Origin of the sequence: Shewanella algicola, from assembly GCF_014648035.1 — a bacterium.
GTDB lineage: Bacteria > Pseudomonadota > Gammaproteobacteria > Enterobacterales > Shewanellaceae > Shewanella > Shewanella algicola.
In genome coordinates, this window is the sequence record NZ_BMQI01000060.1 from 1 (window position 1) to 25,787 (window position 25,787).

14 protein-coding genes and 1 pseudogene are annotated in these 25,787 nt (G+C 42.4%); 4 read left to right on the top strand and 11 right to left on the bottom strand.

Annotation, left to right across the window (positions count from 1 at the left end; translation table 11 throughout):
- Nucleotides 1-54: 54 nt before the first annotated feature.
- Both IEY42_RS19030 and IEY42_RS19035 read right to left on the bottom strand, forming a co-directional pair.
- Nucleotides 55-2,799 (bottom strand): translocation/assembly module TamB domain-containing protein, encoded by a 2,745-nt coding sequence (locus IEY42_RS19030; RefSeq protein WP_188926864.1) that lies wholly within the window; start codon nucleotides 2,797-2,799, stop codon nucleotides 55-57.
- Entirely contained in the window at nucleotides 2,796-4,586 is a 1,791-nt protein-coding gene (locus tag IEY42_RS19035) for an autotransporter assembly complex protein TamA (protein WP_188926875.1), read from the bottom strand. Before IEY42_RS19035 ends, IEY42_RS19030 begins: the two co-directional genes overlap by 4 nt.
- Before the next feature lie 209 nt (nucleotides 4,587-4,795).
- On the opposite strand from IEY42_RS19035, the gene IEY42_RS19040 reads away from it, so the two are divergent.
- The 3 genes from IEY42_RS19040 to hrpA all read left to right on the top strand — a co-directional run bounded on the left by IEY42_RS19040 (nucleotide 4,796) and on the right by hrpA (nucleotide 10,341).
- Entirely contained in the window at nucleotides 4,796-5,830 is a 1,035-nt protein-coding gene (locus tag IEY42_RS19040) for an isoaspartyl peptidase/L-asparaginase family protein (protein WP_188926865.1), read from the top strand.
- A gap of 140 nt (nucleotides 5,831-5,970) precedes the next feature.
- A complete protein-coding gene (locus tag IEY42_RS19045; RefSeq protein WP_188926866.1) occupies nucleotides 5,971-6,387 on the top strand; it encodes a CBS domain-containing protein in 417 nt (138 codons plus the stop codon).
- A 78-nt stretch (nucleotides 6,388-6,465) separates the two neighbouring features.
- On the top strand, nucleotides 6,466-10,341 hold the full coding sequence (hrpA, locus tag IEY42_RS19050; RefSeq protein ID WP_188926867.1) for an ATP-dependent RNA helicase HrpA: 3,876 nt from the start codon (nucleotides 6,466-6,468) through the stop codon (nucleotides 10,339-10,341).
- A gap of 584 nt (nucleotides 10,342-10,925) precedes the next feature.
- On the opposite strand, the gene IEY42_RS19055 is transcribed toward hrpA, so the two are convergent.
- The 3 genes from IEY42_RS19055 to ackA form a co-directional block, all read right to left on the bottom strand.
- A complete protein-coding gene (locus tag IEY42_RS19055) occupies nucleotides 10,926-11,360 on the bottom strand; it encodes a hypothetical protein (protein WP_188926876.1) in 435 nt (144 codons plus the stop codon).
- Between the two features lie 674 nt (nucleotides 11,361-12,034).
- Nucleotides 12,035-14,182 (bottom strand): phosphate acetyltransferase, encoded by a 2,148-nt coding sequence (gene pta, locus IEY42_RS19060; RefSeq protein ID WP_188926868.1) that lies wholly within the window; start codon nucleotides 14,180-14,182, stop codon nucleotides 12,035-12,037.
- Between the two features lie 53 nt (nucleotides 14,183-14,235).
- The gene (gene ackA / locus IEY42_RS19065; RefSeq protein WP_188926869.1) at nucleotides 14,236-15,438 is read right to left on the bottom strand and encodes an acetate kinase; all 1,203 of its coding nucleotides are present in this window, start codon (nucleotides 15,436-15,438) and stop codon (nucleotides 14,236-14,238) included.
- 225 nt (nucleotides 15,439-15,663) lie between these two features.
- Between ackA and yfbV the strand changes: the two genes are divergently transcribed.
- The gene (yfbV, locus tag IEY42_RS19070) at nucleotides 15,664-16,101 is read left to right on the top strand and encodes a terminus macrodomain insulation protein YfbV (RefSeq protein WP_188926870.1); all 438 of its coding nucleotides are present in this window, start codon (nucleotides 15,664-15,666) and stop codon (nucleotides 16,099-16,101) included.
- Nucleotides 16,102-16,154: 53 nt separating this feature from the next.
- Here the strand turns inward: yfbV and pflA are convergent, their stop codons facing one another.
- The 6 genes and pseudogenes from pflA to IEY42_RS22625 all read right to left on the bottom strand — a co-directional run.
- Entirely contained in the window at nucleotides 16,155-16,892 is a 738-nt protein-coding gene (pflA, locus tag IEY42_RS19075) for a pyruvate formate lyase 1-activating protein (RefSeq protein ID WP_188926871.1), read from the bottom strand.
- 79 nt (nucleotides 16,893-16,971) lie between these two features.
- Nucleotides 16,972-19,254: a formate C-acetyltransferase gene (pflB, locus tag IEY42_RS19080; RefSeq protein ID WP_188926872.1), complete on the bottom strand. Its 2,283-nt coding sequence runs from the start codon at nucleotides 19,252-19,254 to the stop codon at nucleotides 16,972-16,974.
- Nucleotides 19,255-19,638: 384 nt separating this feature from the next.
- The gene (locus IEY42_RS19085) at nucleotides 19,639-21,171 is read right to left on the bottom strand and encodes a DUF3360 family protein (RefSeq protein ID WP_188926873.1); all 1,533 of its coding nucleotides are present in this window, start codon (nucleotides 21,169-21,171) and stop codon (nucleotides 19,639-19,641) included.
- Between the two features lie 892 nt (nucleotides 21,172-22,063).
- A complete protein-coding gene (locus IEY42_RS19090; protein ID WP_188926874.1) occupies nucleotides 22,064-22,960 on the bottom strand; it encodes a LysR substrate-binding domain-containing protein in 897 nt (298 codons plus the stop codon).
- A gap of 229 nt (nucleotides 22,961-23,189) precedes the next feature.
- Complete coding sequence (locus IEY42_RS19095) at nucleotides 23,190-25,208, bottom strand: TonB-dependent receptor domain-containing protein (RefSeq protein WP_308425003.1); 2,019 nt, start codon at nucleotides 25,206-25,208, stop codon at nucleotides 23,190-23,192.
- A 351-nt stretch (nucleotides 25,209-25,559) separates the two neighbouring features.
- A pseudogene (locus IEY42_RS22625) lies at nucleotides 25,560-25,730 on the bottom strand (TonB-dependent receptor plug domain-containing protein); the annotation flags it as partial.
- Nucleotides 25,731-25,787 lie beyond the last annotated feature (57 nt).

A 25,787-nucleotide genomic window follows, 5' to 3' on the forward strand; every position in this document is an offset into this window, starting at 1 on the left:
CATTGAATGGGTTAAATTTGTCAAACTATGGGTACATTATGTCAATGTATGGGTTCAGCGACAACTGAGCTTAATATTACCCGATACGCGTGGGTCCATAAGTGAGCCATTTAAGGTTAACCGACTAGATAGCAAGCCTTCTAAGGTTGCCAGCCTTGGGAAAAACTCACCAAATGGAGCCAAGTTTAATTCATTAATATCGATGTTACCTTGCAGCACTCTATCTGGGGTGATGTTGACACTCAATTGGCTCTGCCAATTAGCAATACCAGAGGAATTAAAGCTAAGGCTACTGGTGACCTTTTTTTCATCAAGTGATGCATGCAGTAATAATTGCTGATAATCAATGCTTACTGGGTTGGTTTTCGCGCGGGTGAGGGTAATGTTGCCCGGCATTAAGGTAAACTGTAAGTCAGCAGTTGGCTTTTTGCCTTTGGCCCAATTCACTTCGCTGGTGAGAGCGGCCTGGCCATCCCAGATGATTTTTTTCGATAAAATTGGCGCCAGTAACTGCCCTGGGTTTCCCGAAAAATTAATGTTTGCTTGCCCCGTGTGACCTAAACTGATGTCGTTAACTAAGCAAAGCTTATTGTGTGGGTGCACGAGGCAAAAGCGACTGAGGTTGCCACTTTGTTTTAGCTGGTCCCAGTTTATGGTTATTGGGTTGTCTTGCTGCCACATACCTAACGCATTAGTCATATTGAATTGAGTTAATGTGCCCTTGAACAGCTGTTTATCTAAATCGCTGGTACTGGCCAATTGGCTGTTAATGACTATATCGCCGAGCGTGGTCAGTGTGGTTTGTTGCAGATATTGATCACCGTCGCTGTGTAAGGTCAGATCGCTTAATTTGTAATTGTTCCAAAATAATAATGAGTTTTTTATGTCGATACTGTAGCGATGTTGCTCATAAGGTCGATAATTGGCAACCAATGACACGTTATCGATTTTACTGCCGCTGTAACTTAACTTATTAATTTGCGCATCGACATCCACAATCGGATTAGCACTATTACCACTGACATCGACCTTGGCATATATACTACCGCGACCGCCTTTGAGCCATTGTTTTAAATCGGGTACGTTGAGTTCAGCATCGATATCCCAAATCGTGTCGGCAGTGCCGTTTACGATTAAGTGTGCTCCTAGCGCGTGTGCCTGCAAGTTATCGGCATTGACAGCAAGCGCCTGATTAATTGTAATATTACCTTGTAGATTAAGTGGGTAGCCATTAAGGCGCCCGCTTAGGTCTGCCTGTTCAATCGCCAATTGCCAGTCGTTTTTACTCACTATGCCCTGGCTGGTAAAGCGGCCACTAAATAGGCTTGTCATTGGGGTAGATTGGGTGAGGTAGTCGATATGCTGCAGCTTAATATCATTGGTTATCACATTTGCTTGCCAGTTGAGATTATTTTTATAGGATAACTGGCCGTCTAAATCTATGTTACCGGCAATAGATTTTACACTTAACTGATTAACTTTAAGTGTTTTATTACGATTATCAATATCGGCAACAATATCAAGGTTAGGGTGATAAGGGGTGGTCAATTGCCCCTGTAGTTTAGCTATTTGGTCGTGTAAATCCCCTTTGCTAGTTAATTGTTTTATTTGGGTCATATACTGTGGTTGCAGCATTGGCCATTGTAAATACGCATCGTTAAGCTCGAGCTGGTAAGCAAGTTGTGCAGAGGTGAGGTCTACAGTTGCAGCCAAATTAAATCGATTATCACCTTTGGCGATGGCATTAATATTGAGCTGAGATAAATCTTGAGTTAACTCAAGACGTAAGCTGTGATTGGTTAATCCGGGCAATTCAGCCACGTCTTTGATATTCGCCTGGAGTTTGAGCGTTAGTGGATAGTGCTGTTCAAACGCGAGATCACCAATAACCGTCACATCGCCATAATCATGTTCGATGTCTAATTGACTAATACTCAGCTGGAACGCCCTAAAACTAGCCCCTAATCTGATGAGGCTAAAATGATCAATGCGCTCCCCAATAATCAGCTGACTTTGTGTTGCCTCGAACTGTTTTACTTTTAGCGGAAATGGCATATGTATTTGCGGCAAGCTGGCTAATGGCCAGTTGTTTTCGCTGGTGTCGTCTTCCGGTTCTTGTTGGTTTGGCGTTGGGTTAGTTGGAATATTAACCATTAAACCTAAGCTGCTTAAACGGTCAACTTGCAATCCGCTTTCATTCCAAATGGCTTCTGTTGCTAACTCATCAGCGTGAAAGGTCATCTGATTAACAGTGACATCAACTTGTTTAAATTGCGCTTTATTTAGGCTTATCGTAATGGGTAATAGCAGCTCTTGGTGGCTGGGTTGTTCAGGGGCTATAGCTTCTTCGGATTGCGCACTATGGGGAATATCATCAGTGACAATATCAACGCTAAGCTTTGATGCAGATAGGTTTGACACGCACACCTGGCTGTTAATAAGGCAAGTAGGTAGCCAATTAAGTTCAACGTCTTGCGCTGCAACACTGATGCCGGGCATTGACCATGTTAATTGGTCTAACTTTAAGTCGTTATTAAGTGTGCCTGAATGATAGTGAGCGGTTATATCGTTAACAAATTGATTAACTAGTACAACCGTCACTTTACTGCCAAAAGGCGTACCAATTAGTACCGCGAACAGCATTAACAATACCAGTGGTACATAGACCAAAATGCGGGTGTAGAGCTTAATTGAACGCCATATTTTGGCTTGTAAACTCAGCGGTGCGCGTTTTTGTTTTGCCGTGGTTTGTGTCGGCTCATTCACTGGCGGGGTTTGTGGTGTTGTTTTGTCTATCATAAGTCTGTCCCCATGGTTAAATGGAAACGATAAGAACGCGCAACCGTTTCGGTTTCTTTTAAACCAAAACCTAAATCCAGTTTAATGGGTCCAATAGGGGAAATCCAATGAACGCCGCCGCCAACAGCGACAACGGGTTCAAGTTGGCCAGTATCAAAAGCATTACCGGCATCCACAAAGCTGGCGACTCGCCAGGTAGGGGTTAAATAATATTGATATTCGATACTTCCCACCGCCAAATAACGCCCGCCGACAACCTGGCGAGATAAGCTTCCATCGCTATTGGTATAGTCAATATAAGGCCCAAGTTCTTGATAGCTGTAACCGCGAATACTTTGATCGCCACCGGCAAAATAACGTAAAGAGGGCGGGATCTGGCTAATGTCATTATCACTGGCAATGTTGGCCCCTAAATCAATGCGCGCCACAAAACGGTGATTATCGAATATCGTTTCTATCCACTTAAAGCGAGCCTGTAAGCGGGCTAAACGGATGGTCGACCCTAAAGATGTATCGGCATATTGCACACTGTATGTTTGTCTAAAGCCCGATTTGGGGTCCAATGTATTATCACCTCGGATGGTTTTGGCGAGGTTATAACCTATTAAATAAAAACGGGGGTCATAATCGATATCTTCTTGTTCATAAAACTCTCTAATAGACTCAATAGAATAGCCGTATAGCCAATTGTGCTGCGAGCGTAATTGCCTCGATAAGCCAAGTAGATATTTTTGCGACTCTAATTGGCCTGTATCCTCAAAAGCGCGACTGACTTCGTCATAATCCTGAGTCACACCATAAGTGTCGCGTAACAAACCGACTTTTATTTTTAGCTGATCATTCAACGGGTGACTCAATGGAATGGTGTAAGTGGTTAAGATTTTAGGCCGCTCAGGAGACCATTCCGCAGTGGTTTCTTGAAAGTGACCATAACGGTTAATTTGTGGAGTCCGCCAGGTGAGTCGAACTCTAGGTTCAAAGTTGTCTTCGGTACTGTTACCAATGTCTGCACCTAAACCGATTTCAATTAAATGGCTTGCTCTAGGGCTTAATTCTACTTTGATAGGAACCAGGCCATCGTCGACTTTATCGATTTGTGGCAAGACTTTAATATTACTAAAGTAACCTGTATCTAATAGATTACGGTTAAATTCGGTTAATTGTTTAGTCGCATAGGGGGCAGAAGCATCAAATGGGATTAATGCTTTTAAGACGTTTTCATTCAATGTGCTGCCATTAAAATCGACTTCACCAAAAACATATCGTTTACCTGAATCAAACTGCAAATTGATTTGTGCGGTATTTAAATCACGATTGATACTGATTTCTGAGCGAGTATATTGGCCATCAAAATATCCTCTTGCCAGTGCAAGGGTTACCAGTTGTGATTTTATTGAATCATATACGCCATGATTTAAGGTGTCACCGGGCTTTATTTTGAGGGTGTTTAGCCATAAAGCAAACATGTCATCTTGCAGCATGTCGCCAGTAAAGTTGATATCAACCCATTGAATAATAACCGGATCGCCAGGAGTAATATTGAGATTAAGCTCCCAGGGGCCTGATTCAGTTTCGTTAATATCGATATCGACAATGCCATGGTAATAACCCATCGATTCTAAGGCGTCCTGAGTGTTGTCCTCGACGGTGAATAAAAACGCTCTGCGCTGCACATCAGAGCTAGGTAAGGTGCCTAGATGTGCATTGATATTATTGGTCAGCTTTTTGTTGGCTCCACTAATGTTAACTTTTAACCAATTTGCATCAGCCAGCGCAAAGCCTGACATCAATAAGGTCAAAAATAATAATAACAACTGGCCAAGACTAGTACGTTGAGTGGACAAATTAAGCAATTTTCCAAAAATGGTGCGGGTGACATGTGTCAGCCTAATTAAAATGCTATTGTCGCTATAAAGATGAAAACTCGCAACATTATCATTGTAATAAGTCAGATAAATGGTTACAAAGATATACGTGTTTCAAGGACTTGCCGATCATGAATAAATTATATTTAACCTTTGCCTTATGTTTAGGGCTTAGTGCTAACAACGTACTCGCTCAAGAACAAAGCCCGATTACCATCGCTATTCACGGTGGCGCTGGCACCATTAACGCTGCGGATCTGACAACAGAACAACAACAAGCATACCGCGATAAGCTGACAGAAGCGGTTAATCGCGGTTACCAGATATTAGAGCAGGGGGGAGAAAGTGTTGATGCGGTCAAAGCGGCAATTAACATTTTAGAGAATAGCCCATTATTTAATGCCGGGCTTGGTGCTGTGTATACCTTTGATGGTGGCCATGAACTTGATGCTTCTATTATGGACGGTAAAACCATGAATGCCGGTGCTGTTGCCGGCGTAAAGCACATTAAAAACCCTATCGATTTAGCCATATCTGTCATGCATAAGTCACCCCATGTCATGTTGTATGGCGACGGTGCGGAAGAGTTTGCGTTAACCCAACAATTTAGTTTGGTGCCTAATAACCATTTTGATACTGCACATCGTTACTCACAATTACTTGACGCCAAAGCCAGTATTATTAAAGCTGAACAAACTAACGGCGGCGATTATCAAGCGTCGGTTAATCAATTAAAAGCCAATTATAAATACGGCACCGTTGGCGCAGTAGCGCTTGATAAAAAAGGGAATCTAGCGGCTGGGACGTCAACCGGTGGCATGACGGCTAAACGCTTTGGCCGTATCGGTGATTCACCGGTAATTGGCGCGGGTACCTATGCTGAAAATGGCGTTTGTGCGGTATCAGCAACCGGTCATGGTGAATACTTTATACGTTACCAAGTGGCTGGCGATATTTGCGCAAAAGTGAAATATCAACAAAAAACCATTATTCAAGCCGCTGACGAGGTGATTAATCAGACCTTAGTGACAGCAGGGGGCACTGGTGGGGTTATCGCGATTGATCAACAAGGTAACATTGTAACGCCATTTAATACCCAGGGAATGTACCGTGCAACTCGACATGAGGGGCAGGACGCCAAGGTTATGATATGGCGCGAAAACTAATTGTTTTTTAATCGATTAAGTTAATCTGTTAAATTTACTTTCCAGATAATTATTCTTGACTAGACTTAAAGCATATCGAATTCAATCGATATGCTTTTTTGTTTATATTGGCACCAATTGTTGTGCATTTTGGGGGTTATATGGATTCGATTAAAATTAAAGATCACATGGATAGACGTCCTGTTTTACTCACTAAAAATATGTCGTTAGCCATTGCTGTTGAGCAACTGCTTACACACAATAAAAGTGGTGCACCGGTTGTAGATGCAAAAGGCGAATTAGTGGGCTTTTTATCGCAACAAGATTGTTTAGCGGTGATGTTAAAAAGCAGCTATCACTGCGACATGACCAGTACCGTGGAAGATTGCATGAAAAGCCCGGTGTTATCTGTGGCGCCCGATGACAGTATTTTACAATTAGCAGAGCAAATGCTCGGTGCTAAACCTAAAATATACCCAGTAATAAGCAGTGGTAAAGTTATCGGTACCATTAATCGCACCAATGTACTTAATGCGATGAATACCTATATGCAACAGTGTTATCTCACTCCGGCATAACAATCATCAAAATCAATACCATTATGCTGTTTTCCTTGCTAGGATCGCTTTTTTTCGATGTAAGCAAGGGAATCAGATTTGAATTTGGACCTTCACCCGCTATCTAAGGCGTATCTCAATCTTTGTTATCAAACCGATGCGGCAAAAATCCGTCGTCGCTTATTTCGTATCAATAAAGAAGCCGAGTCTGAAAAAAAATCTCAAACGTTAGCGCAACTCACCGAAGATGCAAAAAAAGCCTACGCCAAAGCGCAGCAGCGTTTGCAATCAAGACCCGCTGTTAGTTACCCAGACGAACTGCCCGTATCGCAAAAGCGTGAAGACATAGCCTCTGCAATTGCCAATAACCAGGTGGTGATTGTCGCCGGTGAAACGGGGTCAGGTAAAACCACTCAGTTACCTAAAATTTGCTTAGAATTAGGCTTAGGAACACGAGGCCTTATTGGCCACACTCAGCCACGTCGTTTAGCGGCTCGTAGTGTTGCAAACCGGGTTGCTGATGAGCTGAATAGCCCATTAGGTGAAGTGGTTGGTTTTAAAGTTCGCTTTGCCGATGCCATTAGCGATAACACCTATGTAAAGTTGATGACCGACGGTATCTTGCTGGCGGAGCTCACTTCAGATCGTTTTTTAAATCAATATGACGCTATCATTATCGATGAAGCCCATGAGCGAAGTCTTAACATTGACTTTATCTTAGGCTACCTAAAGCAAGTACTGAAAAAACGCCCTGATTTAAAAGTGATTATTACCTCGGCAACCATCGATGTTGATCGTTTTTCTAAGCATTTCAATAATGCCCCGGTTATTGAAGTATCAGGCCGTACCTATGCAGTAGAAACCCGATACCGGCCACTGGTACGTGATAACGACGCTGATTTAGATGTTAGCGATGGCATTTTTGCTGCAGTAGATGAATTAATCGCTGAAGGTCCCGGCGATATTTTGATATTTATGAACGGCGAGCGTGAAATTCGTGACACCGCAGATTTACTGCGTAAACAGCAATATCGCGACACCGAAATTCTACCTTTGTATGCGCGTTTGTCTTACGGCGAGCAATCTAAGGTGTTTAAAAGCCACATAGGCCGGCGCATAGTGTTAGCCACCAACGTGGCTGAAACCTCATTAACTGTGCCTGGCATTCGCTATGTCATTGACCCTGGTACCGCACGTATTAGTCGTTATAGCTACCGTACTAAAGTGCAGCGCTTGCCTATTGAGCCGATATCTCAAGCCAGTGCCAATCAGCGCCAAGGTCGTTGTGGCCGTGTCGGGCCTGGTATTTGTATTCGTCTTTATGATGAAATGGACTTTATTCAGCGTCCTGAGTTTACTGACCCTGAAATCTTGCGCACCAATCTTGCCTCGGTTATTTTGCAAATGTTGGCGATTGGCCTTGGCGACATTGCAGGTTTTCCGTTTATTCAGCCGCCAGACCAAAAACATATTCGTGATGGTTTTTTACTGCTCGAAGAATTACAAGCCGTTAAAAAACAGCGTAGCGAATTAGTACTGACTCCATTGGGTAAAGACTTAGCCAAAATCCCACTTGATCCACGCTTAGCTCGAATGGTTATCGAAGCCAACAAATTGGGCTGTTTGCATGAAGCATTAGTGATTACCTCAGGTTTGTCGATTCAAGATCCACGTGAGCGTCCCATTGACAAAAAACAAGCGGCAGATGAGTGTCATCGCCGCTATGTCGATAAAGACTCAGACTTTGTCAGTTGGGTAAAACTGTGGGATCACGTTAAAGATCAAAAACACGAGTTGTCTGCCAGCCAGTTTAGAAAACAGTGTCGAGATGAATACCTCGCTTATTTGCGTGTACGTGAGTGGCAAGATTTATACACCCAGGTCAAACAAGCGGTACACGAGCTTAAATGGCGAGTAAGCGACAATGCCGCCAGTTATGAGCAATTACACAAAGCCATATTGTCTGGCTTGTTAAGTCATATTGGTTTTAAAGGGGAAAACAACGAATATTTAGGTGCCCGTAACCGAAAATTCTTTGTGTTCCCGGGCTCGCCTTTAGCTAAAAAAGGCCCTAAGTGGATAATGGCCGCAGAGCTTACCGAAACATCGCGTTTGTTTGCTCGTTGCTGCGCCAAAATTGAACCTGAATGGGCCGAGTCTTTAGCCAGTCATTTAGTGAAAAAGAACTACCTAGAACCTCATTTTGAAGCTAAAGCGGGCAGCGTTGTCGCACTTGAAAACCAGGTGCTATACGGCTTAACGATTGTGAATCGCCGCCGGGTGCAATATGGCCCAATTGATGCTGTTGAGGCGCGTGAGATTTTTGTGCGCAGCGCATTAGCAGAAGGGCAGTTACAAACCAAAGAAGCGTTTTTTGTTAATAACCAAAAACTGCTTAACGACATCGAATCACTTGAGCATAAGTCGCGTCGTCGTGACATTTTGGTCGACGAGCAAGTGCTGGTGGATTTTTATGAGCCACTGATCCCAGCAGGCATTTATAACGCGCCGTTGTTTTTTGCCTGGTGGAAAAAGGCCCGTCAACACACTCCAGATTTATTAGATTACAGTCAGGCTTTGTTGATGCAACGCAGTGCCGATCATATTTCGGCGTTAGATTTTCCTGAGGTGTGGCATAAAGCCAATCTGGCCTTAACTATGAGTTATCATTTTGAGCCAGGTAATGTTGATGACGGTGTGTCAGTGCATATTCCTGTGGCACTCATAAATCAAATCGACGACAGTGATTTTGATTGGCTTGTGCCAGGGCTGCGTGAAGAAAAGCTGGTGGCATTGATTAAATCGCTACCGAAAAACTTACGCCGTAATTTTGTGCCCGCGCCTGATTATGCCCGAGCCTGTTATCAAGCAATGAAGCCATTTGAACTGCCGATGCTCGACTCGATGTGCAAGCAATTACTGCGCATGAGTGGCGTACGGATTTCAGCGGACGATTTTGATTTAACCCAAATTACTGAACATCTTAAAATGAATTTTAAGATTGAAGATGATAAAGGTCGCTTAGTGGCGCAAGGGCGGGATTTAGAAACGCTTAAAGGGCAGTTGCAAGGCGTAGTGGCTAAAGCTATCCGTAAGGTGGCAGATAAAGGCATTGAACAACAAGCGATTACCAGCTGGACATTTGGTGACTTGCCTGTGCAGTATCAGCAACGTAAAGGCAACTACGAGGTTAAAGCGTATCCGGCCCTTATCGATAACAAAACCGATGTGTCGATTAAGCTGTTTGATGATGAGCATGAAGCCATGCGCCATCACCGAGTGGGCTTACGTCGGTTATTGCTAATCAATATTCCTTCGCCCGTTAAGCACTTGCAGCAAGCGTTACCCAATAAAGCTAAACTTGCGATGTACTTTAATCCGTTTGGCCAGGTGCAAATACTGATTGAAGATATCATTAATGCAGCAGTGCAGCAGTTACTCGATCAAAAGCAATTAGATATCCGTAATGAAGTACAGTTTGAGCAAGCCAAAGAGTGGGTGCGCCAGGAACTCAATCCTACCGCTGAACAAATTGCCTTAAACGTGGAACAAGTGCTAACCATTTACCAGCGAATTAAAAAACGTTTAAAAGGCAAAATTAGTTTAGACATTGCTTTTGCCATGAGTGACATACAAACGCAACTAGACAGCCTAGTGTATAAAGGATTTGTCGAGGATTGTGGTTGGCAACGCCTAACCGATGTGGCGCGCTATCTCAAAGCGATTGAAAACCGCTTAGATAAATTGCCGGTTGATCCAACCCGTGACCGCCTGCATATGCACAGCATCAGTAAAGTGCAAGATGCATTAACAGCGCAGTTGGTTAAGGTGCCTAAATCACAGCCCATCCCACAAGCGTTAATAGAGGCTCGTTGGATGATTGAAGAATATCGCGTTTCATGTTTTGCACAGGTGCTGGGTACGGCGTATCCTATTTCAGAAAAACGGATTTTAAATCACATTAACCAGGTATAAGTCACTGCGGTTTTCACTCAATCAGTAAGTAGACAATTGTGTTTCAGTACTCTCAATAACACACCAATGTTCCATAGGTGTGTTATTTTTTTTGAAAGCCTTTCATTATTTTCAACATAAAACAGTGTTTTCTACGTTTTTTGACTCAAAAAACGTACAAAACTGTAAGTTTTCTGTAATTCGCTGTTTGAAACCGAATGGAGTATTGCTATACTCGCCAGCAGAAGAAAGTGATTGGAACTCTTCTCTGTGTAAGGTAAATGTCATCCTCACATCGATATTGTGTATTGAGAGGTACACAAATCAGTGAACAAAATAAGACAGGCCTTCTTCCCCCTACGACCTAGAAATACTGGAGTGATTATGGAAGTTCATGAATACGAAAATGCTTATTACCAAGTAAAAGATGACGTGTTAGAGTCTTTACCTTCTGACGAAGAATAAGATGTTTGAACGAGCATATTAATGTCACGGTATACGTGCCAACACATTAAATACTCCACGACACAGCAATAAAAATAGCAGCCTAGGCTGCTATTTTTATTGCTTATTTTCTAATTAATTTTATAGGTTAACTTGTCATATTAACCTTCAATTCTGCCTTTTTCGGGTAGGATTTCAACAATCACCCAAGAGTTGCCTTTTTTATGTAAACGGATAGTGCGATCGTCTACCCACTCTCGGCCACCTTTTAATCCTTCCATTTTTACCACAACGGTAACATCGTCAGTAAATTTACGGAAAAAGTCGATATCAATTTCATCAATCGACATCGTGACTTGTTTCATCGATAGGCCGAGTACATGGCGCTGCACAGCAGAAGCAATATGATAATGGTCCATCACTTCTGCGATATCAGGGGCAACAAACTGTTTGGCTTTCTGTACATCTTTGTCGATGTAAATGGCTTGAAAAAATCCAAGTGAGACTTGTTCAGGAGTGAGTTTAGGTTGGCCATTTTCAGCCGATTGCTCACACCCGCTGACAAACATTAATAACAGTAGGGCAATTAATTTAATTGGGTGTATTTTTAACATAAACTTATGACAACTCAGTATTTTATCTTTCTATTTTAACCTAGTATTACTATTTATCATGGCACTGACAAGGTCGGTAACCGTTTTATTATCTTGAATGAATAAAACTTAGCCAACATGGGCTGTATATCACTGGTGTGAGGTTAAGTTAACCACCATTGTATTAACGACATACAAATAACGGGAGGATTTGTATAATTAAAACGCAGCTTAGTTATATTTTGTGCAATTAGCCACTATTTTTAAGGGATACAGACTGATTTACTTGACGATTCAAACAACGCATGTCATACATAACTATATTAGTTAATTAGATCATATTTGATCGCAGTGTTAATACTGAAAAACTATCTATTTTTGTTGATGCTTGTCGTTGTAGTTTTATAACGAATACAGGCGTCACAATAGTTAATGTTATCCACAGAATCTGTGGACAAGTTTGTTGATGACTGTGAGTTGTTTATGTAACTCACTGTAATCATTTTTGTTTTTTTTGCGGTTAAAAAGTGCCGCTTCTGTAGTTCTTTGTCATTTTTCTTCGTTAAACCCGTAAAATCCTAAAGACCTTTTAAATTGTCATTGATATAAAAAAAAGCACTGATAGTAATCAGTGCTTTTTGTTAGGGCAATTTATCCCCTATTATGGGGATAAATTGTTACTTATTGCTGTTTTGCGATGCCTGAATGGCCGTTAACGCAATCGTGTAAACAATGTCATCAACCAATGCGCCACGAGACAAGTCGTTGACTGGCTTGGCCATGCCTTGCAACATTGGGCCAATACTGATTAAGTCTGCACTACGCTGTACCGCTTTATACGTTGTGTTACCCGTATTTAAGTCTGGGAATACAAATACCGTTGCTTTACCTGCTACAGGGCTATTAGGCGCTTTAGACTGAGCAACGTTTGGCATGACTGCCGCGTCGTATTGTAATGGACCATCAATAATTAGATCAGGGCGCTTTTCTTTCGCAATTCGTGTTGCTTCACGCACTTTGTCTACATCAGAACCTGTACCTGAGTTACCGGTAGAGTAACTGATCATGGCTACGCGTGGCTCAATACCAAATGCTTGCGCTGATTCTGCTGACTGAATAGCAATATCGGCAAGCTGTTCAGCATTAGGATCTGGGTTAATTGCACAATCACCGTAAACTAATACTTGATCAGGCATTAACATGAAGAAGATTGACGATACTAAGCTTGAACCTGGTGCAGTTTTAATTAACTGCAATGGCGGACGAATAGTATGAGCGGTTGTATTTACAGCACCAGACACAATGCCGTCAACTTCATTTTCTGACAACATCATAGTACCCAGTACCATGTTGTCTCCAAGTTGCTCGCGAGCAACGACTTCAGTTAAGCCTTTGCTGCGACGTAGCTCAAGCATAGGCTCGACGTATTTTTCGCGAACGTTTTCTGGTTCAATAATCTCAATGCCATCACCAAGTACGACATCTTGTTGTGATGCGATACGCAAGATTTCTTCGCGGTTGCCAAGAAGCACACAACGAGCAATACCGCGTTCAGCACAAATGGCAGCTGCTTTAATGGTTCTAGGTTCTTCACCTTCAGGCAATACGATAGTTTTACGTGCTGCACGTGCAAGTTCAGTTAACTTGTAACGGAATGCTGGTGGTGACAAACGGTGTTCACGAGGAGAATCTTGAGTCACACTCTCAATCCATGTTTGATCAATGTGGCTGGCAACGTATTCTTGTAAACGTTCAATACGCACCGCATCATCAACAGGCACTTCATGGTCAAAGCGTTGAATGTTAAGTGATGTTTGCCAGGTATTGGAGTCAATCAAAAATACTGGCAGGCCAGTTTCAAAAGATTGCTCACACAATTTCATGATTTCTGGTTCTGGTTGATAACCACCGGTCAATAACAATGCACCAATTTTAACGCCGTTCATTGCGGCTAAACAGGCAGACACAATCACATCTGAACGATCACCAGAAGTCACAAGCAAAGAATTAGCTTTAAAATGCATCAACATATTTGGAATGCTACGTGCACAGAAGGTTACACGGCGCATACGACGGGTATGCATTTCACCTGCGTTGATGATTTTGGCATTTAAATGCTTAGCTAAATCAGATGCTCTTGGTGAAATTAGCTCTAAATTGTAAGGCACGCTACCTAAAATACGCAGCGGGCTTTTACCCGGTAACTGGAACATGCCAGAGCTGTCAACAGCTTGAGTTTGTTGATCGTCAAACACTTCAGATAAATCTGGACGTGTACGGCCTTCATTATCCACGGGTGCGCCAATTTTGTTAATAATGGCACCAATAAGACGTTTGTTCTTTTGACCGCCCCACGAATTGTAAGCAATCTCAAGACGGTTCATTAAGGCATTTGGGGTATCGTTACCCGGTGTAGCGATAAAGATCACGTCAGCATCAAGTGCTTTGGCAATTTCATAGTTAATGTCGTCGGCAAATGGGTGGCTGCGTGTTGGCACTAAACCTTCAATGACTAAGGTTTCTGTGTTGCTGGCACATTCAGCAGCACGAGCAATAATTTGCTCCATTAATACATCTAATTGCTCTGAGCGTATAAGCGCTTCAGCGTGAACCATGCTAAACGGTTCTAATGGGTTCACCGTTGGCGATGTACTTAAAATCGTGGTTGAACGCTCAGGGCCATTATCGCCAGGGCGAATTTGGGCAATAGGTTTAAAAAACTGCACTTTAACGCCTTTGCGTTCAAGGGCACGAACCATACCTAAGCTTAACGATGTTAATCCCACTCCAATACCAATGGGAATAAGCATAATATTACGAGACATGATGACCTCTTAAATTTGTGTTAATCATGTGAATTAATCAAAAAGTAAGTGTCTTACTTTGCTGTCACTAACTTCATTGCGTCTTCAGCAATAACCCATTCTTCATTGGTTGGGATAACCATTGCGACAGGACTACCTGGTTTTGTGATGATGCCTTCTTGGCCAAAACGTGCAGCTTTGTTTAAGGTGTCGTCAACTTCAAAGTTAAAGATTTCAAGAAGATTAAGCACTTTTTCGCGAATAAGATCTGAGTTTTCGCCAATACCGCCAGTAAAGATTACGGCGTCTAAACGTCCTAATGGTACAGTATAAGAAGCGATATATTTAGCCAGTCTGTAGCAGAAAATGTCTAATGCTAATGTGGCACCTTTATGGCCATCTTGATAGCCTTCTTCAATGCCGCGACAGTCATTGGTTAATTCAGAAATACCCAACAAACCACTTTGTTTATTCAGCAGGTTATTGACTTCATCAAGGGTGTAACCAAGCTGCTTCACTAAATGGAAAATGATTGATGGATCGATATCGCCACAACGTGTACCCATGACTAAGCCTTCTAATGGGGTTAAGCCCATTGAAGTATCGACACTTTTGCCACCTTTGATCGCTGTAACAGATGCGCCGTTACCTAGGTGAGCACAAATAACGTTAGTGTCGGCTAATTCTTTGCCTAATACTTTGGCTGCTTCACGGCTAACGAATAAGTGGCTAGTGCCATGCATGCCATAACGGCGGATGCCATGTTCACGATACAATTTGTAAGGTAGGGCATAAACGTAAGCTTTTTCAGGCATTGACTGATGAAAAGCAGTATCAAACACAGCAACTTGCGGTAATGCTGGGAAAGAAGCAATCGCAGCGCGGATACCAATTAAATGAGCTGGGTTATGCAAAGGTGCTAATGAAGCACAATCTTCAATGCCTTGGATAACTTCAGGGGTAATGATCACCGAGCGAGTGAACTTTTCGCCGCCATGTACAATACGGTGGCCAATGGCTTTAATTTGAGCTGCAAGTTGTGGCTGAGCGCCTAAGATGTTATTTACAATAAACTCGACCGCTTCACGGTGAGCGGTAAATGCGCCAAGTTTGGCTTCATTTTTGCCGCCATTGAATTTCCATTTAATGCGAGAATCTTCTAAACCAAAACATTCCGCAAGACCTGAAATTTGTTCATCGCCTGTTTGAGCATCAATGATGGCAAATTTTAATGATGAACTACCGCAGTTGAGTACGAGTACTAATTTGTCTGACATGTTAAAGCCTTCTAAGTCAATGAAACTAAATTAAATTGTAAAAAGTCCATTTCGGTTAAGGTTTATATTCATTCATAAACATTACACTTGGGTAAACCGGTTAAACTGGCCGCTAAAATGAAACACTCAGTATAGCGGTTAATTCAGCAGTGTATTTGGGTCAACACACTGTATTATGTTACTGTTAAACCCATGTACTAGGCCGTTTAGGTACCCATATTGAACATGAATTTGCTTACTTTATTTGCTGATGGTCGTCGTTATATGAAGACCTGGCCAATGGTGCGACAACTGGGGTTATATTTCCCTGAATATCGTGTTGTCAAAGCCACGCAATTAGCCATCATTGTGATGCCCATTTTGGGTCTAGTTGCCGGGGCAAGTCAGCTTTATGTATTGGGCTTGGACTTTCTACCGCAGGCTATCACTGTATTATTATTTTTTATTAGCCTACCTATTCAAGGTTTGCTGTGGCTTGGATGGCGCGCTCGCCACCCTTTGCCATTGTCTTTATTTGATTGGGGCAACCAGCTCAGTTCAACTCTGACTGAAATGGGTATTGCTTGCCAACCTCTCGGCGCCAGAGCTTGTTATTTAGACATGGCCGCCATCTTAAAATTGGCCTTTGAACGTTTAGACCAAAGTTACTGGGATGAATTATAATTCACTCTGTAGTTAAACGGACGCTAATTTAGCGAATAAGCCCGTAATCTGGTTTAGTATGTTGCTTTTATGCCCCGCTCTAAAAACACTTGTTGCAGTTGCTGCATCGTTTCTGAACTCGGCGCTTGAACATTCGCTAATGCATAATCTTCGCCAAAGGCTTGCCACTTGTGTTCACCAAGGGCGTGATAGGGCAGTAATTCTACTTTTTCGACATTCTGCATCGGTTTTATAAAGTCAGCTAATGCAATTGCCGACTCAACATCTTCGGTAAAGCCCGCTACAACAACATAACGGATCCAAGTGCGTACCCCTTTTTTGGCGAGGTATTGAGCAAATTGCAAGGTACGTTGATTACTGACTTTAGTTAAGTCGATGTGTTTTGCGTCATCCATTTGCTTGATATCAAGTAACACAAGATCGGTGTTGTCGAGCAGTTCATCAATAACAGGTTCGTATTTTCGTACAAAACCGTTGGTGTCTAAGCAGGTGTGAATACCTTGGCTTTTACACGCTTTGAATAATTCGCTGACAAATTGCGCTTGCAGTATTGCTTCACCACCGCTGGCCGTAATGCCGCCGCCGCTGCCTTCTAAAAAGGGTTGGTAAGAAATCACCTGGCTCATAATGTCGTCAACAGACATTAATTTTCCGCCATCTAGATCCCATGTATCACGGTTATGGCAGTATTGGCAGCGCATTAAGCACCCTTGCATAAACGCGATATAGCGGATGCCTGGCCCATCGACTGTGCCAAATGATTCCACTGAATGAATGCGACCTAGTGTCATTGAAGTTCCTTACTGTGTTGATAAAAAAAAGGCTGTATCAAGAATGGTTATTCTTCGATACAGCCAATTTTAGCAGAGACTACAGACCTTTAGTGAAAGTACGTGTGATAACGTCTTGCTGTTGCTCAGGGGTCAGTGCATTAAAGCGTACTGCGTAACCTGATACACGGATGGTTAATTGTGGATATTTATCTGGATTCACAATGGCATCTTCAAGCATTTCACGGTTCATCACGTTCACGTTTAAGTGCTGACCACCTTCACGGTTTGGTTTACTTAGGAAGTAACCGTCCATGAGTGACGCTAAGTTAGCACGACGACCAGTGTCATCTTTACCTAGTGCATTTGGCACAATTGAGAAAGTATATGAAATACCGTCTTGTGCGTGAGCAAATGGTAGTTTAGCCACTGACGTTAGTGATGCGATTGCTCCGTTTTCATCACGACCATGCATTGGGTTTGCACCTGGTGCAAATGGCGCGCCTGAACGACGACCGTCTGGTGTATTACCTGTTTTCTTACCATAAACCACGTTAGAGGTAATGGTTAAGATTGACTGAGTTGGTACCGCGTTACGATACATTTTCTTATCGCGGATTTTCGCCATAAAGCGTTCAACTAAGTCACAAGCAATGTCATCAACACGTGGGTCGTTGTTACCAAATTTTGGATAATCGCCTTCAATGTCAAAATCAACCGCAATACCGTCTTCATCACGAATAGGTTTCACTTTAGCAAATTTAATTGCTGATAATGAATCCGCAGCAATTGATAAGCCAGCAATACCACAAGCCATAGTACGGCGAACATCACGGTCATGCAGTGCCATAAGTGCTGATTCGTAAGAATACTTATCATGCATAAAGTGGATTGCATTAAGTGCTGTGACATATTGAGTTGCTAACCAATCCATTAAGCCGTCTAAACGAGACATTACGTCATCAAATTCAAGTACGTCAGCTGTAATTGCGTCAGCTTTTGGTGCAATTTGTTTTTTCAGTTTTTCGTCAACACCGCCATTGATTGCATAAAGCATAGTTTTTGCTAAGTTTGCACGAGCGCCGAAGAACTGCATGTGTTTACCCACAACCATAGGGCTTACACAACACGCGATAGCATAATCGTCTGACTCAAAGTCATTACGCATTAGGTCATCGTTTTCATACTGAATAGAGCTGGTATCAATTGATACTTTTGCACAGTAGTTTTTAAACGCTTGTGGTAACTGAGTTGACCATAATACTGTGATGTTTGGCTCTGGGCTTGCACCCATGTTGTATAACGTATGTAAGTAACGGAAGCTTGATTTAGTTACCAATGTACGACCATCAATACCCATACCAGCCATCGATTCTGTTGCCCAGATTGGGTCGCCAGAGAATAACTCATCGTATTCAGGGGTACGTAAGAAACGAACCATACGAAGTTTCATGATGAAATGGTCAACCATTTCTTGTGCTTGTTCTTCAGTGATTAAGCCACTTTTAAGATCACGTTCGATAAAGATATCGATGAACGTTGAAGTACGACCTAAAGACATTGCCGCGCCGTTTTGGCTTTTCACTGCAGCTAGGTAGCCAAAGTAAGTCCACTGGATAGCTTCTTTAGCTGTTTTAGCAGGTACTGAAATGTCGCAACCATATTTAGCTGCCATGGTTTTCATTTGTGCTAATGCACGGTGTTGTTCAGCAATTTCTTCACGTAATTGGATAACGTTTGATAAGTCATCACCTGCTTCCATTTGTGCTTGAAGCGAAGAGAATTGGCTAAACTTATCTTTCATTAAGTAGTCGATACCGTATAACGCGATACGACGGTAGTCACCAATAATACGGCCACGACCGTAAGCATCAGGTAAACCGGTTAATATACCTGATTTACGACAAGCCATGATTTCTGGAGTGTAAACATCAAATACACCCTGGTTATGGGTTTTACGTAATTCTGAATAAGTGTATTGAATGTCTTTATCAAGTTCACGGTCATAAGCCTTGCATGAACCTTCAACCATGCGAATACCACCGTTAGGTAACATTGCACGCTTTAATGGCGCGTCAGTTTGTAAACCAACGATAGTTTCAAGATCTTTGTTGATGTAACCCGCATCGTGAGAAGTGATAGTTGATACTAAATCAGTGTCAAAATCGACAGGAGCGTGAGTTTGGTTTTCTAATTTGATACCTTCCATCACTTTATCCCATAAAGATAAAGTTGCAACGGTAGCACCGGCTAAAAATGATTCGTCACCCTCATAAGGCGTGTAGTTTTTCTGGATAAAGTCACGTACGTTAACTTCTGTTTTCCAATCGCCTGCTACGAAACCTTCCCACGCGTTGGCAAATAGTTCGGTTTTATCTGTCATTTACTTAACCCTCTGGTTGATTAACTACGGCTAGGGTGCGAGTTAAACTGCTTGCCTATCCGTTGAGTGCTTGCATTCTTGTCTAGGAACATTCGCTAGACTGAGTCGTTTACCGCTTCTGCGACATTCTTGGTAACTTATGTACCTAACTCACTTAATGACGCTTCAGATGTAGTAACCGGCTAATGGTTTAAATTGGTAAGACCATTTATCCATGCATTAATAATAGCATAAGATACGGGTATTTTCGGCACAATTCGTTAATGGATTGGTAAAAGTGTTAACTGCATAACATATCTATTTGTTCTTAGGTGTCAGTCAACATCAAAAAAAAGCGAAACCGGGTAGGCTTCGCTTATTTTACGATTTTATAACATTGGACGATTATAGCAGCGCTGGAATACCTTCAATCATCCCAACGGCGAGCATAGCCGCTAAACAAATCACAAACGCAAGCCCCGGAATAACGATACGGTCAGCAAATGATAATGTCTTAGGGCGCTCTTTATCACCAATCAGACCATTGTTGTCGAGCAACATGGTTAGGGCCCACGCCAGCACTGGGTTTGCCACAAATGCCGCAAAAATACAGATGCCAGCAGCTTGTGAGCTCGTGGTGTCTTTTACCATTTGTAAACCGGCTTCAAGTAACGGTAAAAACACCCCTACAAGCAACGCGATAGACATAACAGGGCGCCATACAGTGATATCCATTGGATAGCCCAAAATGGCCACAATGATACATAAGCTGCCTAGTAGAATGGCACCAGCAGGAATAGGGCGTTTAGCGATGGCCGCAGGGATCATGTATGTTCCCCAAGATGAAGTGATGTTACCCCCACCCACAGCAGTACCAACCATTTGTCTCACTGAACAGGTAGTCATGGTATCATCGACATCCATTAAGACTTTTTCTGCGCCTCTAGGATAGTTTAATTCTTGGAAAATACGATGACCTAAAAAGTCAGGTGACCACATTGCAACAGCTAAAATCGCAAACGGTAATGAAGCAATAAAGTGCGCTATATTCGGTAAGCCTAACTGCCAACCTTGCTCGGTTGAACCCCACCAGTAAACTGGGTTTAAGTTAGGAATGCCAGGGGCTGTAGTGAACTGCAGGTCAAGCCCAGCACCTAAACCGAAAGACAGTGCAATGGCGGCAATTGAGCATAACGGAATGGCCAACCAACGTTTACCAAACTTAGCCAGCGCAGCGTAAATCACCACGTTAATCACTAAAATAATAAAGGCAACATAACCTAAAGAATAATCTAAGGCGTGCTTAGCTTGCAGTCCGCCAGCCCAGTCAAACAATGAGCCAATTTGGCTTTTTGCGCCCATAAAGCCCAGAAACACTAATAAACCGCCAGCAACCCCACTACTAGTGAGATTGACCAGTTTTGAGCCGCCTTTAAAGTAACTAAGCAGCAAGCCAAATATACCAATTAAGATGGCAAGTGCTAGTGGGTGAGCACCGGCAAGTGCGATGGTACCAATCAACGGGATCATTGGGCCATGGTTGCCTCCCAAGTTAGCTCGAGGGTTAATAAAACCTGAGCTGATGATACAAAATAGTAATGCGGGGATAAGCATTTCAACACGAACAATTTGAATGGCAAATTCAGCGCCTAGATTAACATGATCCCATTTATCACTGAGACCCGCAGCCCAAGCCGCCATAACCGCAGAGTACATCACCGTAATACCGATGGTACCAGCAATAGCGGGGACTAAGTCTTCCCATTCAAAACGAAAATCTCGTCCAGGAAGGTTAAGACCCCAACGTCTTGGCTTCATGATTTTAAGTTCGTTTTCAAGGTAGGCGTCGCGTGTTTCAAACTCACTCGCAGGGCGGTGAAGTTCGCTGTAGCTTGCTTCTTTTTCAGGTGTTTCTGAATTGCTGACTGTTTCTGACATATTTCTCATTCTCCGAAAAGAACAGGTTATTTCATCAATTGATGAAGTTGAGTGTGTTCCATTGAGTGATGGCGGTGCCCATTAGGTCAGCTAGCCAATGAGCCCTATGAGCTCGGGTCACTATATCTATTTACGGTGAAAATACGTTCAAAATCACCGTAAAGATGTCCATTTATTGGCTTATTCTTCTTGGTAAGACCAATTTACCTGGTGAATTTTAGCATAGGGAGAACGGCTCATCACTTGGTATCGATAAAGTTGATACTTTGTTTGCTCGAACTGAGAGCTGGTTAACAAGTTGGTAGCAAAATACGATCAAGAATGCGAAGCCTCAACACCTAAAATTCATCCATTTAGAGCGATAAAATGGACAGTATCAATTTTTTTGATAGTCCATAATGATAACAGTATATGCAACGTTTAATCGTTTGGTGGGGCTTTGGCATTTTTTTGCGCAGAGTGAAGTTTAGAAAATGTTTTTTTTCGTAAATGGCGGTATTGCGCAGTTTTGGTTAAACATTAACAATAATGTTTGTTATAGCGAGGAGGTGGCTGGTTGCACGATGACGAATTCATGTATCAGACAGGCAATACCGACGGATAAAGTTAGGTCGACACAAAGGTGCTTTACGACGAAGTCATGTATCAGACAGACAATACCGACGGGTTAGATAAGATAAAATCAGGTCGACATTAAGGTGTTTTATTGTGAGCGATTAACATTTATATCATAGGGAGTTGCAGAATGTTGAATGTGGAGTGTTTAAAAAGCCGCAAAAGATGAGCAAAATGGCTATTAACAAGGTGGTAATTGCAGATGAGTCATCGATTAACTCATCTATTCATTTATAATCAGAGCTGATTTTAGGACTCATATGCGAGCCCATAGAGATTATATAATGCTACGTGCAACTCGCTTGGCTTCAGCAATTAAGCAGTCTCTTAGTGGGTTTTCCCCCGTGTCGTGACGCCAAATAAACGATAAGTTTCGATTTAAGTTTAACTCTGGTGTGCTTAACATCACTAACTCACCGCTCGCGATGTCTTTTTCGACATCAAAGTAAGGCAAACAACTTAAATAGACACCGTTTTTCACCAAGGCTTTTAATAAACTGACTTGCTCGTATTCTTTCCATACGTTGAGTTTGCCCATTAAACCATGAATCGCGGCATCAAAAATACGTCTGGTACCCGCGCCCGGCTCTCGCAGTACCCATTTAGCTTGTTCTAGCTGAGAGATACTGGTTTGCTTACTCAACGCAAAAGGGTGGTGAGGCGAGGCTATCACTACAAGGCGGTCATCTACCCAGGGCTCTTGGTGTAAGCGGCTATCATCAATTCGCCCTTCAATAACCCCAATATCAAATTGATAATCGAGGACTTCTTTAGCGACGTGATCACTATTTTCTACGGCAATTTCTATTCTGAGCTCAGGGAAGTCATTATCGATTTTGCTGATGAGACTGGGTAATAAGTGTTCAGCTGCCGTTTGGCTTGAACATAATTTTACGGTGCCGCTGATAATATGTTGTTGATGAAGCCCTAATGCAATTTGTTGAGCATCTTGAAGTAATTTTTGTGCTTTAGGTCGTAGCCATTGTCCCCAATGACTCACAATAAGCCGATTACCTTGACGAATAAACAGTGGTCGTCCGAGTAAATGTTCGAGCTGGCTTAATGACATGCTGACTGCAGATTGGCTCATGGATAACTTTTTGGCCGCAGCACTGACACTTTCTAAGCTGGCAACAGCGTCGAAAACCGCAATTTGTTTAAGTGTATAGTGCATAAGTTACCTATTGATAAATCTATTTTTAAGTGAGTATGTTCGGCTATTTTTAAGTGAGTATGTTCGGCTATTTTTATGATGAGGTATAGTAGCAATTGCTGGTTTTGTGGTGCAGTTAGCAGTAATTTACCTCAACTCAAGATATGGACACGTTTTAACGACAAGATAAATATAAAAAAACGGCATCCGAAGATGCCGTTTAGTTAACACTATTTAAAACAACTCAACATTAAAATTGATAAGTTGCCGTAGTGTGGAAGTAACGACCTACGTTGTCATAAGCTGAACTTGCAGCCTCAGTACCTGTAGTACCGTAAGGTAAGTCACGGTTAAATATGTTGTCGATACCAAATTTCAGGGTTACGCCTGAGTCGAAGGTATAAGCTACAGATGCATCACTAATATAGTAATTACCGTATTCCATAGCGCTGTTTGGGTTTGCGTTCTTGTCTAAAGTGTAGTTTGTGTATAAATCTACGCCTTGGATATAACGCGTTCTCCATGAGTAATCCCAGTTATCAAGTGCAAAAGTGATGCTCCAATTGGCTTGCCACTCGGCGTAGCCAGCAGTACCTGCTAACTCTTCAAATGTGTCTGGCTCATCTTGGAAAGAGTAGTCATCACGTTTTAGCAAATGTGTGGCAATTAAGTTGGTGCGAACATCGCCCTCAAATGCTTCAAAGGTGTAGCTGATATCAAAGTCGATACCTGCGGCTTCAAGTGCAGCGATGTTTAATGCAAACTGTCTAATTTGAGTCACTTCACCCGTGCTTGAATCACGCGTAATTAAGCTACAGTATTGGTTATTAACGCCATTTGTAGAATCAACACAACGGTCAAGAATATCCTGAGCACCGACAGCGCTAATGGCATTCTCGATTTCAATGTTCCAGTAGTCAGTTGTGATCGATAAACCATCAATAAAGCTTGGCTGATAGACTACGCCAACAGTGTAACTTGTTGATTCTTCTTCTTTTAGCTCTTCATTGCCGCCGCTTAAACCTTCAAGGGTTTTGTCGTCGTAATCTGAGTCAAAGCTGCTTGAAACACCTAATGCTGAACAGTTAGCTTCGCGAATTGATGAGTCACTTAAATCGCTTAAGTTAGAGGTACGGCAAGGGTCGTTAACAGAGAAGAATGTTTGACTTGCTGCGCCATAAAGTTCACTGATGTTTGGTGCACGGATCGCTTCTGAGTATGTAGTACGAACACGGAGCTCATCATCAACTTCCCAGCTTAAGCCAGCTTTCCAAGTTGTTGCATTACCAATGGTGCTGTAGTCGGCAAAACGAACGGCTAAATCAAGGTCTAACTGACGAACCATAGGTAAATCAGCAAGTAACGGCAGAGTGATTTCAGCAAAAACTTCGCTAACGTCAAATTCGCCTTTGTCTTCGCCTAATACGTTGAAGAACGTGCCTTCTGCATTGTTAGGTTCAAAAATTTCACTTTCTTCTTTACGGTATTCAACCCCCGTAGAGAAACCCACATAACCCGCTGGCAGTTCAAACAAACCTGAGTTTGTCATGCTGCCGCCTAACACAGTTTGCTTAATGACAGAGGTACCTGTTGACGTGGTGTTGACATAATCAATGGCTTCTTGGCTTGGTGCGCCGTAACCAAAAATATCAACCGGTACACAGCCTTCTGCTCTTGCTGCTTCGTCACGACAAACGGCTTCACCATCCACTAAAATCGAATCTAGTGCATTTTCATAGTTACTGATAACAAGGTTGTTGCTGTTAATACGTTCAAGATCAGTTTGACCATAAACGGCATACAGGTCGTAATCCCAATCTTCAAAAACAACACCTTCAAGCCCCAATACATAACGTTGGGTTTCGCGAGTGTCATCTTCAACACGCACACCTAAATCAGTCATAAAACGGCGGATGTTGACACTATCAACATCATTCTCTTGCATTAAAGATACAAGTTCAGAGCTGATAAACGCGTTATCGATGCTGACGTCATTGGTTGGGTTTGCAAAGAAAAATGCTGGCTGACCTTCATCTTTAGACTGACTATTAGAGTATTTAGCTTCAAAATACACATTATGGTCATCGTTCAATTGGTAGTTTGTTTTAAAGTTAACGTTGTAACGCTCAAATTCTGGTTGCAATGTAACAAACTGATTTAAGTTAGTGATATCACAATCAGCACAACGAATACCATCAACGTTCTCACCTAAATAAACATCTTTTAGAGAGCCGTCTGCGTTAAAGCTTTTCCATCCGTCTAAATACATGGTACCCGCATTGCTAATACTGTAATGGCCAGCATTAGGGGTTAAGTACTTATCAGGATCTGAAGGGCTATTTGAGTCTATTGGGTTCCCATCAGCATCAAGAGGACGAGTGGTATTTGTTAAACTCGCATAAGATGTTGAGGTCTGGTCTCTATCAAATGCATTAAGCTGCTCTTGTGAGCTATATTCAACTGCAAAAGCGATGTTACCGTCACCTTGGGCAAAATCTTTACCGTAAGAAATAGAGAAACGGTCTTTGTTAAAGTCGCTATCGTCAGCCCAACCTTTGGTAGCCGATACATCTAAACCGTTAACATTTTTCTTTAAGATAAAGTTAACAACACCTGTTACCGCATCAGCACCATAAATAGCAGATGCACCACCAGTAATCACTTCAACTTTGTCAATCCACACACTTGGGATTGTATTGACGTCAACAGACGATGTACCTGCAGAGCTTGATACGTGACGTTTACCGTTAACTAATACCAAGGTTCTGGCTGTACCCATACTTCTTAAATCAACCTGAGCTTCGGATAAGAAATTAGCTCCCCAAAGGAACTAAATGCTCGTTCCTTG

What these genes read in the sequence shown, in the direction of transcription:
- IEY42_RS19090 (WP_188926874.1), bottom strand. Translation starts at nt 22,960, where the DNA reads ATGCACTATACACTTAAACAAATTGCGGTTTTCGACGCTGTTGCCAGC.
- IEY42_RS19095 (WP_308425003.1), bottom strand. Translation starts at nt 25,208, where the DNA reads ATGTATTTAGACGGATGGAAAAGCTTTAACGCAGACGGCTCTCTAAAA.
- pta (WP_188926868.1), bottom strand. Translation starts at nt 14,182, where the DNA reads ATGTCTCGTAATATTATGCTTATTCCCATTGGTATTGGAGTGGGATTA.
- pflA (WP_188926871.1), bottom strand. Translation starts at nt 16,892, where the DNA reads ATGACACTAGGTCGCATTCATTCAGTGGAATCATTTGGCACAGTCGAT.
- IEY42_RS19035 (WP_188926875.1), bottom strand. Translation starts at nt 4,586, where the DNA reads ATGTCAGGCTTTGCGCTGGCTGATGCAAATTGGTTAAAAGTTAACATT.
- yfbV (WP_188926870.1), top strand. Translation starts at nt 15,664, where the DNA reads ATGAATTTGCTTACTTTATTTGCTGATGGTCGTCGTTATATGAAGACC.
- ackA (WP_188926869.1), bottom strand. Translation starts at nt 15,438, where the DNA reads ATGTCAGACAAATTAGTACTCGTACTCAACTGCGGTAGTTCATCATTA.
- IEY42_RS19040 (WP_188926865.1), top strand. Translation starts at nt 4,796, where the DNA reads ATGAATAAATTATATTTAACCTTTGCCTTATGTTTAGGGCTTAGTGCT.
- IEY42_RS19030 (WP_188926864.1), bottom strand. Translation starts at nt 2,799, where the DNA reads ATGATAGACAAAACAACACCACAAACCCCGCCAGTGAATGAGCCGACA.
- IEY42_RS19045 (WP_188926866.1), top strand. Translation starts at nt 5,971, where the DNA reads ATGGATTCGATTAAAATTAAAGATCACATGGATAGACGTCCTGTTTTA.
- IEY42_RS19085 (WP_188926873.1), bottom strand. Translation starts at nt 21,171, where the DNA reads ATGTCAGAAACAGTCAGCAATTCAGAAACACCTGAAAAAGAAGCAAGC.
- pflB (WP_188926872.1), bottom strand. Translation starts at nt 19,254, where the DNA reads ATGACAGATAAAACCGAACTATTTGCCAACGCGTGGGAAGGTTTCGTA.